Below are 15,808 nucleotides of genomic sequence, written 5' to 3'. Positions count from 1 at the left end.
GGTTATGCCTCCACCTTTTGACCCTTGAGGCGGGCCAGCTCCCGTTCAATCTCGTCGTTCAGCTCCAGCTCGCGGAACTGGGCCTCCAGCGAGGGGTTCTGCCCCAGGGTTGCCGCCTCCAGCTGGGCTTCCAGCTGATCGACCCGGCCCTGAAAGCCGTCAAAACGGGCCATCAGCTCGTGCATGCGCTGGTTGTCTACCTGGGCACGGGCCCGCAGCCGGCTGTGAGCGGTTTGCTCGCGCAGGGTCAGCAGCTTCTGCTTCTCGCGCGCCTCGGTCAGCTTGGCGGCCAACTGCTCGCTGTCGGCGGTGAGCTGGGCCAGCACCTCGGCGACCCGCGCCTTGTCCTGCTCCAGTTGTTCGCATTTTTTGGCCTCGGCCAGCTTCTCGGTCAGCGCGGCCCGGGCCAGATCCTCGCGCCCCTTCTGGATGGCGAGTTCGGCCTTGGCCGCCCACTCCAGGATCTGGTGTTGCAATGCCTGCTGATGACGCTCCAGCTGCTTCTGTTCGGCAATGACGCGGGCAGCCTGGGTTCTCATCTCGACCTGGACCTGTTCCATCTCTTCGATCATCAGCCGCAGCATCTTCTCCGGCTCTTCGCTCTTGTCGAGCAGGCTGTGCAGGTTGGCATTGATCACGTCGGTCAGGCGGCTAAATACGCTCATGGTCTGGCTCCTTGTTGATGGGATGGCTATCTCTTCCCATGACATTACAAGAGCCGTGCCAAAATGATTTTTCCTTTACTTACATATAGATGAGGTTTTATCAGGTATTTTCAATATCGTCTTGGTGGCGAAAAATACCGATCCTGTGGTGATTTTCACCAATAAAAAAGGGAGCCGGCGGCTCCCTCATGCAATCAGCGGCGTACTCAGGCGGCCCGGGGATGACCGAGCTGGCTGTCCAGCTCGGCCAGCTTGGCCTCCATCCGGGCGCGGCAGTTGTCGGAGAGGTCGCGAATGCCGGCGGCGCCGTGCTCCTTGCTGCAGACCGGGGCCATCACTTCCAGCAGCACCTCGCCGTTGTCCCAGCGGTTGAGATCGATCTGGCCGAAGTAGCTGGAGCAGACGATGGGCACCACCGGCACCTCGGCCTGTACCGCGGTGTGGAAGGCCCCCGCCTTGAACGGCAGCAGGCCGCGCCCCTTGGAGCGGGTCCCCTCCGGGAACATCCAGATGGAGGTGCCGCGATTCTTGATGCGCTCCACCACCTGGCCTATGGTGCCGATAGCGCGGGAGCGGTTGGAGCGGTCGATCAGCACGTTACCGGAAAGCCAGAAGATGAGGCCGAAGAAGGGCAGCCACAGCAGGCTCTTCTTGCCCACCGCCACCACGCCGGGCTGCACCGCACCGGTCACGGTGAAGATGTCGTAGTTGCTCTGGTGGTTGCAGACGTAGACCGCCGGCCCCACCGATTTGACCTCGTCGGCCACCGTCACCCGGACCTTGAGCCCGATCAGCGGGCAGACAGCATGATACATGCGGGCGAAGACATAGACGTTGTTGGGATGGCGCGGACGCACCAGGCAAAGCAGCAGACCGAACAGGAACCAGAAGATGAGCAGCAGACCAAGCAGCAGCACACGGGCAAGTTTGAGCATCGAACACCTCGGATTTTGACTCGGCGCAGTATACTGGTCCCCCTTTTAGCGAACAAGCGTTCGCCAAACAGAACCGACCACCCCTGCCACCCGCCCCTCTGCCTTAAAACGGACGGCGGCTTGCCCCACCCGGCGTTGGCCGTTAGGATGTGGCCATCTTGATGAACGGGGCGAGCATGATTCACCAACAACGCGTGGCGAAACGACTCCTGCTGCTGGTCTGCCTGCTGGTGCTCAATTGCGCTGCCCAGCCGCTGGCCCGGCTGGCCCTGCTCGATCACGCTCTCAGCTGTCAGGCCCTGCCCTCCTTCGTCACGGCCGACGACCAGGCCGACAAGAGCAAGCCCGCCAGCCCGCAGCCCAGCAGTTGCCAGCTCAACGGCAAGTGGCTGAGCGCCACCACCCTGCTCTGTCTCGAACAGCTGTTCTTTGCGGTGGCCCTGCTCATCGCGCTGCTGGCCCCGCTCTGGCGCTACACGCCGCCACTGCCGCCGCCACGGGCCGTGTCGCCACCCGAACGACGACTTCACCTCACCCTCTGTGTCTGGCGGGAATGAGTTCAGCCGCGCTTTTTCGGCCTGCTGTCATTCATTTTTTGCGAGACAACATCTATGTCAACTCTCTTCAAGGCGAGCCTGCTGCTGGGCTGCCTGCTGTGGCAATCCAGCGGATTGGCCAGCGATACGGGCTGGCTCACCAGCCCCCAGAACGATCACGCCAAGGTCCGGCTGCAAGCCGACCGCAGCGCCCCTGACCACACCCGCATCCTGCTCGAGGTGGCCCTCGAATCCGGCTGGAAAACCTACTGGCGCAGCCCGGGTGAAGGGGGCATAGCGCCCCAGATCCTGTGGGATCAGCCGGTCGGCGACTTCCAGTGGCACTGGCCCACGCCGCGCCCCTTCGAGGTGGCTGGACTCAGCACTCAGGGTTATCAGCAACAGGTGCGCTTCCCCCTGAGCCTCGACTACCCGACCGGGCAGCCGCTCAAGGGCACCTTGCGCCTCTCCACCTGCAGCAACGTCTGCATCCTGACCGACTACCCCTTCACCCTGGCGGTGGATGGACAGGCACCGGCCGGTTTCGACTTCGGCTGGGCCCAGACCATGAGCACCTTGCCGCAGACGCTGCCCGCCGACACCCGGGTCGAGCTCGGCTACCAGCACAACCAGCTGCAGCTGCGCGCCGAGCGGGCGGAGGGATGGCAGGAGCCTGCGCTCTTCATCGATGCGCTGGAGGGGGCCGAGTTCGGCAAGCCCGCGCTCGAGGTGAACGGCAACATACTGATTGCCCGGGTCCCGGTCAGCGATGGCTGGCAGGGGGATGCCCCTGACTTGCGCGGCCAATCCCTCAGCCTGTTGCTCGGCAGCGGCGATGAGGCCTGGCAGACCCGCGCCACCATCGCCGACCCCCTCTCCCTGCCGACCCCAGGCCAGCCTCTCATCTGGCTGCTGGGGGCGGCGCTGCTCGGCGGCCTCATCCTCAACCTGATGCCTTGCGTGCTGCCGGTGCTGGCCCTGAAACTGGGCACCGTGCTGCAGCAGCAGGAGAGCGAACAGCGACAGGTGCGCAAGCAGTTCCTCGCCGCCAGCGCCGGGATCATTGCCTCCTTCTGGGTGCTGGCGGCCATGAGCAGCCTGCTGCGCGTGTCTCAGGGCGCCGTCGGCTGGGGGATCCAGTTCCAGAGCGCCGGTTTCATCGGCTTCATGGTGGCGGTGACCCTGCTGTTTTGCGCCAACCTGCTGGGGCTGTTCGAAATCCGTCTGCCCAGCAATCTCAGCACTCGCCTCGCCACCAGCGGCGGCAAGGGGCTCGGTGGCCATTTCCTGCAGGGGAGCTTCGCCACCTTGCTGGCCACCCCCTGCTCGGCCCCCTTCCTCGGCACCGCGGTGGCCTTTGCGCTGGCGGCGCCGCTCGGCCAGCTCTGGCTCATCTTCACGGCGCTCGGCCTTGGCATGAGCCTGCCCTGGCTGCTGGTGGCGGCCCTGCCGCGCCTCGCCCTCTGGCTGCCCAAACCGGGCCGCTGGATCGGGCGACTACGCATCCTGCTCGGGCTGATGATGCTGGGCTCCAGCCTCTGGCTGGCGAGCCTGCTTGGCAACCATCTGGGCAGCACGGCCACCGGCTGGCTGATGGCCGCCATGCTGCTGGCGCTGCTGATTGGCATCCTCTGGCGTTATGGCATGCGCGGTTTCACGCTGGCCCTCTCCCTCTCGGCACTCATCGGCGGCGCCCTGTTGCTGGGTGGCGCCCTCACAGCGCAGGGGTCGGGCAGCGTCGATCGCATTGCCTGGCAGCCGCTCTCCGAACAGGCCATCGTCGATGCGCTGGCCCAGCGCAAGCGGGTCTTCGTCGACGTCACCGCCGACTGGTGCGTCACCTGCAAGGCCAACAAGTACAACGTGCTGCTGCGTGACGAGGTGCAGAGCGCCCTGTCGGCCCCGGACGTGGTGGCCCTGCGCGGCGACTGGAGCCGGCCGAGCGATGCCATCTCCGCCTTCCTGCGCCAGCGCGGTGCGGCCGCCGTCCCCTTCAACCAGATCTACGGGCCCGGCCTGCCAGAGGGAGAGATCCTCTCGCCCCTGCTGGACAAGGCCAACTTGCTCGACGTGTTGCACCAGGCCGGCCTCGTCCAGGCCGATGCCCCCCACTTTTAAGGAGAATCCCATGACCCTGCGTACCCTGAAACTGCGCACCCTTACCCTCTGCACCGCCCTGGTTGCCGGCACCCTCTGCGCCCCCTTGCTGCAGGCGGCGCCCTTCACCCCGGAGCAAGAGGCACGCATCAAGGAGCTCATTCGCGAGACCCTGGTCGCCAACCCCAAGATCCTCGACGAGGCGGCCGAATCCTGGGAGAAGCAGAACGCCGCCGCCCAGGAGACCCAGCTCGGCGACTTCATCAAGGGCAATCAGGATGTGCTGTTCAACAGCGCCACCAGCCCGCGCCTCGGCGCCAAGCACCCCAAGCTGACCCTGGTGCTGTTTACCGACTACAACTGCCCCTACTGCAAGCAGTTCGATCCCCAGCTGACCAAGCTGCTCAAGGCCTATCCCGACGAGCTGGGGCTGGTGATCAAGCTGCTGCCGTTCAAGGGACAGAGCTCCGCCAAGGCGGCCCAGTACAGCCTGACCCTGTGGCAGCAGGAGCCGGCCCGCTTCCTCGCCCTGCACGACAAGCTGATGAGCAAGCAGGGAATGCTGACCGAGGCGGACATCAACAAGGCGCTGGCGGCCACCGGCAACACCGCCCTCAAGCCCGATGCCAAGGCCACCGAGGAGCTGCGCAATAGCCTTCGCATCGGCACGCTCCTGGGGGTGCAGGGCACTCCGGCGACCCTGATCGGCAACCAGCTGGTGCCGGGTGCCGTGCCCTATGACGAGCTGGAGCAGCTGGTGAAAGCCGAGCTGGCCAAGCGGGTATGAGGAGGCCAGTGATGGATCTGCGACCACACCGACTGCGCATCGGCACCCTTCTTGGCGTGCAGGGCACCCCGGCAACGCTCATCGGCAACCAGCTGGTACCGGGCGCCGTGCCCTATGACGAGCTGGAGCAGCTGGTGAAGGCCGAGCTGGCCAAGCGGAGCTAAACCATGGCGGAAGATGCAGTCGTAAAGCCACCACGCTGGCACCGCTGGGGCAAGGAGGCGCTCTGGCTGCTGCTGATGGCGCTGGTCATCTCCACCCTGCTGGATCTGTGGCGCAGCCCCACCCTGCCGGCGGGGGCCATGGAGGCCCCCTTCACCCTGCAGGATGGCACCACCACCAGCCTGGCCGAACAGAGCCGCGGCAAGCCGCTGCTGGTCTACTACTGGGCCAGCTGGTGTGGCGTCTGCCGCTTCACCACCCCCACGGTGGAGCAGCTCTGGCAACAGGATGAAAACGTGCTGACGGTGGCGCTGCGCTCCGGCAGCGATGACCAGTTGCGCGCCGGGATGGCGAAGAAGGGGCTCGCCTTTCCCACCCACAACGATGAGCGAGGAGATCTGGCCGCTCGCTGGCAGGTGGGGGTCACCCCCACCTTCCTCATCATCAAGGATGGGAAGCTGGTGAGCAGCACCACCGGCTGGAGCTCATGGCTCGGGCTCAAGGCCCGCCTGCTGTGGGCCAGCCTGCGCTGAACCATGACCTCGACGCCCGGCCAGTCCGGGCGTTTTTTCAACCCCTGTCACACATGGGTCGCCATGGAACTGACAAAATAGTCACAAACGGCCCCAAACCGCCCCTGACGAGGCCCCGCACGACGCCACCAGCTCGCCCATCTGTTCGCTTCCTATCCATGGCGATGGCGGCCTGTTTGCGTTAAAATGTCGGGTTTTTGCCGAGCCTGGTTTGCCAAGAGCCCCGCCGCCAGGCCAGCGCAGGGTCAATTCCACGATGCCAGTGAGGCAGGATCCGTCATGAACAACTACTTCCGGGTGTTGGGCGTCAAGTCCAACGCCAGTGAAAACGACATCAAAAAAGCCTATCGACGGCTGTCGAACCAGTACCACCCCGACAAGCTGCACGGGGCCAGTGAAGAAGAGAAAGAGCAGGCAGCCATCAAGCTGCACCAGGTAAAGCAGGCCTATGAAGTGCTGTCCGATCCGAAACAGCGGGCCGCCTTTATCAAGGATTTCAACAACGTCATCGTGACCGACCCCGCCTCCGCCATGCAGGAGATGTGGGATCAGTTCTACCCCTGAAACAGCAGGCAGAAAGAGCAACTATGCAAAAGAGATGGGACCAGGCGCGGCTCAAGTCGCTGCAAAGCGATGCCAGCGAAAACATCGAATCCTACCGGGATCAGGACGACCCCAAGGGGCTGGAACAGTTCACCGACCAGATGAAGAGCCTGCTGCTGGCCGATATGAGCATGCTGGAGTTTATGCCCGAGTATCTGCCGCTGGCCCTCTATGGCCGGGTGCAGTTCCCGGCCAAGGCCAAGGGGCAGTGGAACAAGTGGCTCGCCAGCGGCGAACAGCCGAGCTGGGACGAATTCAAAGTGAGCGTCGGCTTCAACAACGCCGTCCTGCCGCTGGTCAAGGCGGTGCGGGCCCAGAGCGAAGAGCAGCTAATGGAAGCCTGCGCCGTGCTGTTCCTGCTCGACAACCCGCTGCCGCGCGGCAGCCACCGCGGTGATGACGACGTTGATCTGCGCGACGAAGAAGAGGAAGACGGGGAAGATGCCGACGCCGACTACCATGGCGGCAGCGACCGCTATGGCGATGACCAGGGCGAGCAGGATATGTACGACGAAGTCCGTTTCTAATTGGGGCAAGGCATGAGCAACAGTCTGATAGAAATTACCGCCATCGAGATCAAAGAGCTGGCCGTTATCGAGCCGAAGCAGGCCAGCGAGAAGTTCGAGCTGATCGCCAAGACCATGTCTGACGACCAGCTGGCAGAAGTGATTGAAAACATTGATATCGTTACCCTGACCCAGATCAACGGCCAGCACGACATCTCCTTCCCTTCCATCATCTCCGAGCTGATGACCCCGGAGCGGATCCGCGACATCGTCTGCCAGCAGCCGCTCTACTGGGAAGAGGCGATCAAGAACAACGCCGACGAGCTGCAACAGCACACCTTCGACTTCCTCAACTACCTGATCCGCACCCAGGATAGCGAAGCCAAGCAGCGGGAGATCCTCGAGTGCGTGGCCGAGGATCCAGCCGGTCTCTTCTACCTCGCCATCCCCTTTATCGAGTTCTATCGCGGCGATCGCTATGAAGAGGACGAAGGCTATCGCGACGTGCTGCACGCCGAAGAGGAAGATCTTGAAGAGTCTCTGCGCTACAGCGAGCGCCAGCAGAGCGAGGATGTCCACGACTACGCGCTGGACGACCCGCGCAGCCTCTTGATGCTCATTCGCGAGCTGGCCCCCGAGGTGGAGAAAGCCATCAAGGCGCTGCTGCGGAGCGAACACTCCAGCTGGGACGGCATCATCAACAAGTTTGCCGCCGAGCTGGTGATGCAGGCCAAAGAGAAGAACAAGGTCGAGGAAGACGAGTACGGCGACGTCGACGACATGTTCAGCTTTCTGGATTAAGGAGCCCATTCATGCAGTTAGTCATTCGCGATGCCAACCAGGGCCCCTTTCTGACCCAGGTGCTGCGCTTTGGCCGCGACAATGAACGTTTGAGCGAGCAACAGCTGGCCGCAATCAAGGGCAAGGCGGTGCTGATGAGCCTCAAATTCGCCGACAAGTACTACAACAAGTACAAGATGCACCTGCTGGAGCAGGCCGCCCACGACGTCATCGGCGTGGTGAGCCTCGGCCTGCAGGAGCTCTCGGCGCGGGATCCGGCCAAGGCACTGGCGCTGCTGCAGGCGCCGGAAGGCCCCATCAAACCGTTCCAGAAGGGCTGGTCGATGCTCATCACCGTCAGCCCCAAGCAGGCTGGCAACAGCCTCTACGGTGATGTGGATGCGCGCCTCTTGGACAAGATCTCGAGCCCGCCCGATGTGGAGGAGTGGCAAGGGTGGCAGGAGTACGAGAAGGCGCTGAGCGAGCACAACAAGAGCCGCCTGATGGAACTCATCGACCAGCACTTCTTCGCCTGCGAGAGCGACCACCCCACCATGGAGGACAAGCTGGCCGAAGCGCTGCTCTACCGCATCCTCTGCGGCAAGGGCAGTGGCGCCGCCCCGCTCAAGGTGAAGCAGGATCTCAAGCGCAAACTGGCGCGGGAGATTGAGCTCGACGAGAGCTGGTATGACACCGACTACCTCGCCGCCCAGCTCGCCCTGATGCTTAGCGCACTCCCCGCCGACATGGCCGCCACCCTGCGCCAGGAGCTGAGCCCGGGCTTTGTGCCCAACCTGCTGCACACCCTCGGCTTTGTGCGCCAGTACCAGCTGCTGCAAAAAGAGAACGCCTCGCCGGAGAAGCTCGACAGCATCGAGATGCGCGCCGGTCTCAAGCACCCGCTGCTCGGCTGGCCGCTCTACCACAACTTCTAGGGCGCGCTTCGCCGCCTCTTTTGTTGCCCCCAATGTGGGATAACCCAACGCCCGGCCCGCCGGGCGTTGTTCTATCTACCCCATCAGCCCCCACGATTGACGTAACAAATCGGGATGCAACCAGCTCAGATGGCTTCATTCAAACCTTGTTCGCAGCTATACTGCGCCCCTGATTCAGGGCTGAATAAACCGGTCATAATACAGGTCAGATTTTTATGCTGCTGCCACTTTTAATACTTATCAGCGCCAATACTCCGCTACTGTCAGATACCCGCCTTTATCGAGAAGTCGCCAATAATTGTAAAAATGTAGATTTGGAAAATTGGCAACATCCGACCAGAAAGGTATTACTGGAACGAGGCGTTATATTAAAAAAAGTCGAGTTATGTAACGATGGTAAATATCCAATCTATCATGTTCGACTCCCGTATGACCCGGGTGGTCAGACTCAAGATTATTTCAACCCACTCTATGTGGCCATGTATGGAGCCAACGGAAAATGGCCATATGCCATGGTCGATGAGGAAGGAACCATTGTGTATATGACCTATCGGAAAGGTTCTATTATCACACCGGACTACGAGCTTTTCTCACCATAATCAGATTTTATCTCTGAGGAAAATACTCAAAGAATGCAAAGGAAATATATTTTCATAAAGGATAGCATCACGATTCCCGGCCCCAAAATGCTCTGATTGATATATTATCAGGCTATCTTAAGTCACCTATCTGTCGAAACTAATCTGTATCACGTTATTACAACAAGAATATATATTAGCCCCTGCGATGAAACGCTCAAAAATTCCTCATGTCATCAGGTTCTGATCAAGCCCTCATTTTCAATATTTATTCACTCAAAGGGTGAAACTGAATAAATAAGCTGCCACTCAACATGCCGGCGGCAATGGCGAAAGAGCAGCCAAAAGCGGGATGGCGATCTCACTATCAAATCAGTTCATGTCAAAAAAGGCTCCATTCAACCCCGCCCGCTCTGATACCTACCCAGCCAGCGCCAGCTTCTCAGCAGTCAAAACCGCATAAAAAACCGGAATAGATCAATAAAAGACAATTAATCTCGCCAGATTAAATTTCAGGTATGGCTATTTGCACCGCTTGGCCGCTAAATGACAGACCGGCCTTCAGACCAGCATGGAAGCGCACAAGGCTAGCCGGCAGCAGACCGGTACGCTCTCAGGACGAGTTATGACTTTCTTCTCTCACAGGAGACAGACCGTGAGCGCTTCGAATCAACACCCCACCATTCCCCCCGGCTCCGGGGCGCTGTTCTTTATCCAGACCTTCTCGACCCTGGGGTTTGCCGTGCTCTACTCCACGCTGGTGCTCTACGCCACCAAGCGGCTCGGCTTCAGTGAATCCCAGGCCAACGCCATGATGGGGGTCTTCGGGGCCTTCAACTATGGCCTGCACCTGTTTGGCGGCTATCTCGGCGGGCGCTACCTCAGTAACCGCAACCTGTTCGTGATGGGGATGGTGCTGCAGGTGATCGGCTGCTACTTCATCGCCGAGATGGGGATCACCGGCCTCTACTGGGGGCTCGCCATGTTCCTTACCGGCAGCGGCCTCAACGTCACCTGCCTCAACATGATGTTGACCCAGCGCTTCGCCCCGGATGATCACCGCCGCGAGAGCGCCTTCCTGTGGAACTACGCCGGGATGAATCTGGGCTTCTTTATCGGCTTCACGGTAGCGGGCTACTTCCAGCTCACCGAGGATTACCGCACCCTGTTCCTGTTTGCGACGCTGGGCAACATCATCGCCATCATCGCCACCTTCGCCTGCTGGCCGATTCTGGCGGATATCAGCACCCCGCTGCGCCATGTCAAAGGGAGCAGCTTCTACCGCCGCATGCTGGCCGGGATCGCCATTCTGGCCATGCTGGTGCCGGCGCTGCGTCTGCTGCTGACCCACGCCAGCTTCAGCGGCAGCTTCGTGCTGATCCTGGGGGCCGTGGTGCTGGTGCTGCTCTGCGTAATGACCGCCCGCCACCCGGACGCCGCCGAGCGCAGCCGCATGGTGGCCTACCTGATCCTCGCCCTCGGCTCCCTCATCTTCTGGTCGCTCTACCAGCTGGCGCCCATGGGGCTGATGCTCTTCTCCGAGCACAACATCAACCTCAATGTGTTCGGGCTGCGGGTCGCCCCCCAGTGGATCCAGAACATCAACACTATCGTCATCGTCATCGGCGGCCCGCTGATGGCGCTGCTGTTCAAGCGACTGCGCGAGCAGAGTTGGAATATCGACATCCCCTCCCAGTTTGCCGCCTCCCTGTTCTGCATGGGGCTCGGCATGCTGGTGCTGCCGCTCGGCATCCATCTGGCGGGGGCCGACGGGCTGGTCGCCTTCAAGTGGATCGCCATCAGCTATGTGCTGCAGAGCTTTGGCGAGCTGCTTATCTCCCCCATCGGTTACGCCATGATAGGCAAGCTGGCCCCCGCCAGCCTGCAAGGCCTGCTGATGGGTTGCTGGATGATGGTGACCGGCGTTGCCTCGGTGCTGGCGGGCTATGTCTCCAGCGCCATGCCGCAGAATATCGGCAGCTCTCCGGTGGCCACCAACCCGGGCTACAGCTCGGTGTTCAATATGCTCGGCTGGGGCTCGATGGCGGGCGGGATCGTCCTGCTGTTGCTGGTGCCCCGCCTGCGCCTGCTGATCGCCTCGAAGATCACCCCGCAACCGGCGGCGACAGCTATCCCCGTCTGATCGGTTTGAACCGCTTGGCGGCGTGAGCCGCAGAGAAGACCAGAGGCCCCGCAATCATGGATTGCGGGGCCTCTGCTTTTGGCGGGATGGTGGGTTCGTTTCTGGCTGGTGGTGCGATGCCCATGGTTATTTTTGCACCAAAGAAACCAATTTATTTTTTACTGTCGCACTGATGAAACAATCGCGCAGATCGGGGGGTAAGAGGATTGTGCACAGCATCATCAGCCCGGTAGGTATTTCCCGCCGACAGGGGTACGATGAGTGAAGTCGGAGCCATATAGCGACGGCTGTTAGCCGGGTCGCCCTGTGCCGCCCGCCATATACTCAAAGCCTTGTGAGCCCGGCTCACCACGATAAGGAGAGATGAGATGTATATGTTTTTACCCTTCCTGCTGGCGCTGATAACGGGGATCAGCATCTTGCTGAACAAGCGTGGCGCCTCCTATCTGCTCTGGGCTCTGTTGCTGGTGGTGACTCTGCTCTCCTTTATGCACCATGTGACCGACCCGCTAACCCTCTCGTTCTAGGAGCCCGCCATGAGCCTTTCGACCTCTGCCACCGCCGCGAAGAGTGACCTGCCACAGCTGCTCGATACGCTGGGGCTGGCGGGCATCTGCCTGACCCTGATCGTCGCCTTCTATTACCAGCTCTATCTGGCCGAACTCCCCTGCCCCTTGTGTTTATTGCAGCGGGTCGGCCTGGTCGTCGCCGGTTTCGGCTTTATGTTCAACCTGCAATTTGGCGCAAAAGGGGCCCACTACGGCATCGTGATTGTCGGCGCCCTGGCCACCGCCATGATCGGCACCCGGCAGGTGCTGCTGCATATTCTGCCCGGCGATCCCGGCTATGGTTCCACCTTTCTCGGGCTGCACTTTTATAGCTGGTCGCTGGTCAGCGCCCTGCTGATCATCCTGGCCGTCGCCCTGATATTGATGGTGCGGGACGGGCTCGCTATTGCGCTGCCCAAGCTGGATCTGGCGCGCTGGGGGCGTATCGCCTCCCTGCTGTTTGTCTTGCTGATTGCGGCAAACCTGATCTCTACCGTGCTGGAGTGCGGCGCGGGGCAGTGCGCCGATAATCCCATTATCTATGAGCTGCTGAGCCTGCGTTAATCCCCCTCAAGGCGGCGGCCAGTCCGCCACCTTTTATTGCCGCCCTATATTGCCGAAAGGCGCAACAAACCCGGCCTATTGCATCGGCAACCTCGCGGATTCAATAGCGGTGCAATTTCATTGCACCCTACGGTTACCTCCCCTCACCCTGACCCTCTCCCAAAGGGAGAGGGAACCAGCGCCTGCCAACCTGTAGCCATAGCTGTCACCCTTAGCTATCACGCCATACCACGGTCACTATCAATGGCTGCGATCTCTGCTCCCTTCTCCCACTCTTTGCCATAGATAAGGGAAGAAGGGTCGGGGATGAGGGGGAACAAACCATCACAACAGAAGCCACCGACAAGCAGCAGAGCGTTAAATCAAGCAGGAGCACGTAGGGTCGATTAGCGAAGCGTAATCGTCCGCACCGTAACATCAGCAACAAAGAACCGTTTGAGAATCATCAAAAATAACGACAACTTGTTTTCTCGATCGCCTGATTATGCTTCACTAATCAGACCTACTGGCTTGGAATAAATAAAATCCATTACTACCAATTTTCCACAAAAATCTATTATAGGAAACTAAATATAATATCAAGAGAGGGGCATATTTAGCTTTCAAGCTACGTCTATTCAATATCAAGCAATTCAGACTCATATTTAGAATATAAGGTTCCGATCATTTTCAACACAAAAAATATCAATTCCTCTAAAATATCTTCATCTAACGGAAGCTCCTTCTCTGGACTAAACTGATGTACAAGTTGATTCCGATACTTATATAGTCTATTGGCTGCGGCCTCAACTTCACAACTTGCCATAAACCTAGCCCAATGAATATATTCTTTCAGGTCTGAGTCTAATTCAAACACTTCTTTTACTAACAAAGATAGTGAGTCCTCTTCTTTTCTTCTCCATGATAAATCATCTGAACATTGCCTTGCTAAATCAATAACTTTTCCATTATAAGAAATAGACCTTTTTAAATTACCAACTCTCGGCATTGGATAAATCCATTCTATACATCTATACGCCTCTAGAAATGCGTGCTTTTTGTGAAAGCTGGTCATGGAAATAAAGATGTTCGCATAAGAAACATTACCGACATTTAAAAACAAATCCTGAAAAATAGAATTAAGCCTAGAACTTTGAAATGCTGACACCTTAGTATTAAATGCCAAAAGGTAATACAAAATTCTTTCTAAACTAAAACCATCATAAATAGACTGTTTTTCAAAGCTAATTACGACTATGTCATTATAGTAGCTAGTTATATCTGAAAGCGATGTTCCTCTATAGTCACTATCATCTGGTTGATGTACAAAGCCTTCTTCTAGGTCAGACTTTGATATATTGCTTCTAACTTTAAGGTCTATTCTTCTAGCCGAAAAAACAAAATGAGCACAGTCTACTTCAACAAAATCAAAGTCATCAGGGAGGACAAAATCAGCCTCTTCCACTCCAGAAATACAAATATATACGTTTTCTCTATCACCATATTTAAAACCCGAAACGGAGTAGAGAACATCAAATTTCTTTGATGCTTCTGTTAAGCTCTTGTATAGCGTGAACTCCGCTCTCGAGCTATCCGTTTGTACAAACTTAAATTTATCCTTACCCGAGATATGCCCAGCAGATAGGAGCAATGTCTCAAAAATGTAGCCAGAGTCCTTGTCAAAATTTGCCATTATTTTGCCAACCAACAAACCTGAAAATTAGGCATTTTATCAGAGAACTTAAATAGAGCTTCAAATGCTTTATAGAAAAATTCCCTCTCAAAAGTACCTATTTTAGCTGATTTGACACTTAGTTTTTCATTTAGAAGATCAAATTCAAGAAACTCTATAAGTTCTTCATCACTCATGCTTGCCAACTTTAAGATAAATTTACAGAGTCTCTCATCAAAATCTTTTAAGTTTACTAATACACCGGCATGATCACAGTCGAGCCCCTTAACACCATAGATATACTCTGCGGCAGCAGAAACGAAACCAGCACCAACAGGAATACTAGTAAATAAGTCTTTGCCAGACTTAAATCGACCGGTACCAATGTCTTTCACTCTAGAAATCTGATCATCAAGCTCCAACATTCTCTTAATAACCAAACTAAAGTTATTTAGTGAGTCATTTTCTGATGCTGCCGAAATTGTATCTAATCGAGCAAAATCTTCAGATACTTTATCCTTTAGATCTACGTCAACCTTTCTAGTAGTGAAGCATAAATAATATTCTATCAATTTACTGCTCTGATACTGACTTGAGGATGTGCGTTTTTTAGGCTCATCAAGAACTCGTAAATCTAACGTGGGTATATCATTTTTTAATTTCTGTGCTATAGGCTCATATATAGTATCAAGTTGCCTTTTAATATCCCAAGGAACCTGACCAGTATTAAGCACCAACATTCTATATATCAGACTATTCATAGAGTCAGATACCCAAAACTCTACTCTCAACTCGTTGTCGATAATCGTAGCTTTTTTTTCTAAGGCTTCCTTTATTGCCGTCGTCCTTTGCATTCCATCTATCAGAGATATATTCTCACCTATAACATCAAAGATACTCAATTTTTTATCTGATAGCTTTCTATATTCCTCCGGTTCGACAATGAGACCAACAACCATTGGTGGTAATATCGCGCCCAGTGAAATATCCTCTACCATTCTTGATCTGATAGTTTGTGCAGTTTTTGTTTTAAGAGGCATACGCTGACCATTTATCCCTCCTTTCTTGCTATAAGCCGCATTAATAATATCTAAGTACTGCTTTACTTTCAGATTTTCTAAAATAGATAAGCAGTTGGATTTTTTGTCTTCTAATATGTTGTTCACACTGACACCTCTTAATATTAATTCTTAGTAACTATCTCATATTTATAATGTTTTTTGAACTACTTTATGACAGAACTCTTCTGTCAGCTTGATATACGCAAGGGAAGCAATTCTGGGCCCCCCATCGTTGTGATAGCCGCCTAGTGGGGCGTTATGGCGAAGGGGACCTCTATTTCTCACCCGAGAGTGAAGCTGCTTTTGAAAGGCTTGTGGCTGCCCTTGGGCTTGCCGTGGGTGGGATGGTGGGTCAGCTGCATTTGGTGTGGCGATCTTGGTTACTCCACCTTTCGTTTGCCCACTCTGTAAAGCAGTCATGGCCGCAACGTCCGGAAGAGGAGGAAGTGGCTACACTTCGGCGTTTTTTGACTAAATCCGATAACCTCTCAACAAGTCAGGCTGACTTTTCAAGATATCAAAAAGGTGAGTCTGCCAGATTTTATCGCTAAAAACGTTTCGCTAATCAAACCTACGCACCCTCCCAAAGATAGAAGGAACAACTCAATGTCAACCTCAGGCTGTGGTGGTCATGCATCACCTAACGGAGATGAGGGGGGAGCAAGCCATCACTGCAGAAGCAATTAACGAGTAACTGTACGTTAAAGAGAACTGTGGTGTCGAT

16 protein-coding genes and 1 pseudogene are annotated in these 15,808 nt (G+C 56.7%); 13 read left to right on the top strand and 4 right to left on the bottom strand.

The genetic code is table 11. The annotated features are described in order from the left end of the window. Nucleotides 1-2: 2 nt before the first annotated feature. Nucleotides 3-665, bottom strand: a complete 663-nt coding sequence (gene pspA / locus ACB032_RS10575; protein WP_043127157.1) for a phage shock protein PspA — start codon at nt 663-665, stop codon at nt 3-5. 206 nt (nt 666-871) lie between these two features. After that, the gene (locus ACB032_RS10570; RefSeq protein ID WP_011707454.1) at nt 872-1,600 is read right to left on the bottom strand and encodes a 1-acylglycerol-3-phosphate O-acyltransferase; all 729 of its coding nucleotides are present in this window, start codon (nt 1,598-1,600) and stop codon (nt 872-874) included. A 176-nt stretch (nt 1,601-1,776) separates the two neighbouring features. Here ACB032_RS10570 and ACB032_RS10565 point away from each other — a divergent pair, with 176 nt between their 5' ends. From ACB032_RS10565 to ACB032_RS10505, 13 genes and pseudogenes are all read left to right on the top strand, one after another. Beyond that, entirely contained in the window at nt 1,777-2,157 is a 381-nt protein-coding gene (locus tag ACB032_RS10565; protein WP_042064825.1) for a hypothetical protein, read from the top strand. A 54-nt stretch (nt 2,158-2,211) separates the two neighbouring features. After that, nucleotides 2,212-4,254, top strand: a complete 2,043-nt coding sequence (locus ACB032_RS10560; RefSeq protein ID WP_371137901.1) for a protein-disulfide reductase DsbD family protein — start codon at nt 2,212-2,214, stop codon at nt 4,252-4,254. A 10-nt stretch (nt 4,255-4,264) separates the two neighbouring features. Then, nucleotides 4,265-5,020, top strand: a complete 756-nt coding sequence (locus ACB032_RS10555; protein WP_371137900.1) for a DsbA family protein — start codon at nt 4,265-4,267, stop codon at nt 5,018-5,020. A gap of 32 nt (nt 5,021-5,052) precedes the next feature. After that, nucleotides 5,053-5,184 (top strand): annotated as a pseudogene (locus ACB032_RS10550) (copper resistance protein); the annotation flags it as partial. Between the two features lie 3 nt (nt 5,185-5,187). Beyond that, nucleotides 5,188-5,715 (top strand): protein disulfide oxidoreductase, encoded by a 528-nt coding sequence (locus tag ACB032_RS10545; protein WP_371137899.1) that lies wholly within the window; start codon nt 5,188-5,190, stop codon nt 5,713-5,715. A gap of 279 nt (nt 5,716-5,994) precedes the next feature. Next, the gene (locus ACB032_RS10540) at nt 5,995-6,279 is read left to right on the top strand and encodes a DnaJ domain-containing protein (protein WP_005343121.1); all 285 of its coding nucleotides are present in this window, start codon (nt 5,995-5,997) and stop codon (nt 6,277-6,279) included. A gap of 23 nt (nt 6,280-6,302) precedes the next feature. Further along, nucleotides 6,303-6,845, top strand: a complete 543-nt coding sequence (locus ACB032_RS10535) for a hypothetical protein (RefSeq protein ID WP_371137898.1) — start codon at nt 6,303-6,305, stop codon at nt 6,843-6,845. Nucleotides 6,846-6,857: 12 nt separating this feature from the next. After that, complete coding sequence (locus tag ACB032_RS10530) at nt 6,858-7,625, top strand: hypothetical protein (RefSeq protein ID WP_201909733.1); 768 nt, start codon at nt 6,858-6,860, stop codon at nt 7,623-7,625. 11 nt (nt 7,626-7,636) lie between these two features. Next, nucleotides 7,637-8,539 carry a hypothetical protein gene (locus ACB032_RS10525; protein ID WP_371137897.1) on the top strand — a complete coding sequence of 301 codons (903 nt, stop codon included), beginning with the start codon at nt 7,637-7,639 and terminating at the stop codon, nt 8,537-8,539. Nucleotides 8,540-8,754: 215 nt separating this feature from the next. Then, nucleotides 8,755-9,138, top strand: a complete 384-nt coding sequence (locus ACB032_RS10520; protein WP_371137896.1) for a hypothetical protein — start codon at nt 8,755-8,757, stop codon at nt 9,136-9,138. Nucleotides 9,139-9,772: 634 nt separating this feature from the next. Continuing rightward, nucleotides 9,773-11,260, top strand: a complete 1,488-nt coding sequence (locus ACB032_RS10515; RefSeq protein WP_371137895.1) for a peptide MFS transporter — start codon at nt 9,773-9,775, stop codon at nt 11,258-11,260. 368 nt (nt 11,261-11,628) lie between these two features. Continuing rightward, nucleotides 11,629-11,787, top strand: a complete 159-nt coding sequence (locus tag ACB032_RS10510) for a DUF5993 family protein (protein WP_005343116.1) — start codon at nt 11,629-11,631, stop codon at nt 11,785-11,787. 9 nt (nt 11,788-11,796) lie between these two features. Then, nucleotides 11,797-12,372 carry a disulfide bond formation protein B gene (locus tag ACB032_RS10505; protein ID WP_371137894.1) on the top strand — a complete coding sequence of 192 codons (576 nt, stop codon included), beginning with the start codon at nt 11,797-11,799 and terminating at the stop codon, nt 12,370-12,372. A 613-nt stretch (nt 12,373-12,985) separates the two neighbouring features. Here ACB032_RS10505 and ACB032_RS10500 read toward each other — a convergent pair. Together ACB032_RS10500 and ACB032_RS10495 are read right to left on the bottom strand one after the other, a co-directional pair. Then, nucleotides 12,986-14,044: a hypothetical protein gene (locus tag ACB032_RS10500; protein WP_371137893.1), complete on the bottom strand. Its 1,059-nt coding sequence runs from the start codon at nt 14,042-14,044 to the stop codon at nt 12,986-12,988. After that, nucleotides 14,044-15,189, bottom strand: a complete 1,146-nt coding sequence (locus ACB032_RS10495; RefSeq protein WP_371137892.1) for a hypothetical protein — start codon at nt 15,187-15,189, stop codon at nt 14,044-14,046. The genes ACB032_RS10500 and ACB032_RS10495 overlap by 1 nt, the downstream gene beginning before the upstream one ends. Nucleotides 15,190-15,808 lie beyond the last annotated feature (619 nt).

This window comes from Aeromonas sp. S5(2024), from assembly GCF_041403025.1.
Lineage (GTDB): Bacteria > Pseudomonadota > Gammaproteobacteria > Enterobacterales > Aeromonadaceae > Aeromonas > Aeromonas hydrophila.
This window is presented reverse-complemented; position numbering and strand designations above follow the sequence as displayed.

Coding starts and splice junctions, on each gene's coding strand:
- pspA (WP_043127157.1), bottom strand. CDS start 665: ATGAGCGTATTTAGCCGCCTGACCGACGTGATCAATGCCAACCTGCAC.
- ACB032_RS10570 (WP_011707454.1), bottom strand. CDS start 1,600: ATGCTCAAACTTGCCCGTGTGCTGCTGCTTGGTCTGCTGCTCATCTTC.
- ACB032_RS10565 (WP_042064825.1), top strand. CDS start 1,777: ATGATTCACCAACAACGCGTGGCGAAACGACTCCTGCTGCTGGTCTGC.
- ACB032_RS10560 (WP_371137901.1), top strand. CDS start 2,212: ATGTCAACTCTCTTCAAGGCGAGCCTGCTGCTGGGCTGCCTGCTGTGG.
- ACB032_RS10555 (WP_371137900.1), top strand. CDS start 4,265: ATGACCCTGCGTACCCTGAAACTGCGCACCCTTACCCTCTGCACCGCC.
- ACB032_RS10545 (WP_371137899.1), top strand. CDS start 5,188: ATGGCGGAAGATGCAGTCGTAAAGCCACCACGCTGGCACCGCTGGGGC.
- ACB032_RS10540 (WP_005343121.1), top strand. CDS start 5,995: ATGAACAACTACTTCCGGGTGTTGGGCGTCAAGTCCAACGCCAGTGAA.
- ACB032_RS10535 (WP_371137898.1), top strand. CDS start 6,303: ATGCAAAAGAGATGGGACCAGGCGCGGCTCAAGTCGCTGCAAAGCGAT.
- ACB032_RS10530 (WP_201909733.1), top strand. CDS start 6,858: ATGAGCAACAGTCTGATAGAAATTACCGCCATCGAGATCAAAGAGCTG.
- ACB032_RS10525 (WP_371137897.1), top strand. CDS start 7,637: ATGCAGTTAGTCATTCGCGATGCCAACCAGGGCCCCTTTCTGACCCAG.
- ACB032_RS10520 (WP_371137896.1), top strand. CDS start 8,755: ATGCTGCTGCCACTTTTAATACTTATCAGCGCCAATACTCCGCTACTG.
- ACB032_RS10510 (WP_005343116.1), top strand. CDS start 11,629: ATGTATATGTTTTTACCCTTCCTGCTGGCGCTGATAACGGGGATCAGC.
- ACB032_RS10505 (WP_371137894.1), top strand. CDS start 11,797: ATGAGCCTTTCGACCTCTGCCACCGCCGCGAAGAGTGACCTGCCACAG.
- ACB032_RS10500 (WP_371137893.1), bottom strand. CDS start 14,044: ATGGCAAATTTTGACAAGGACTCTGGCTACATTTTTGAGACATTGCTC.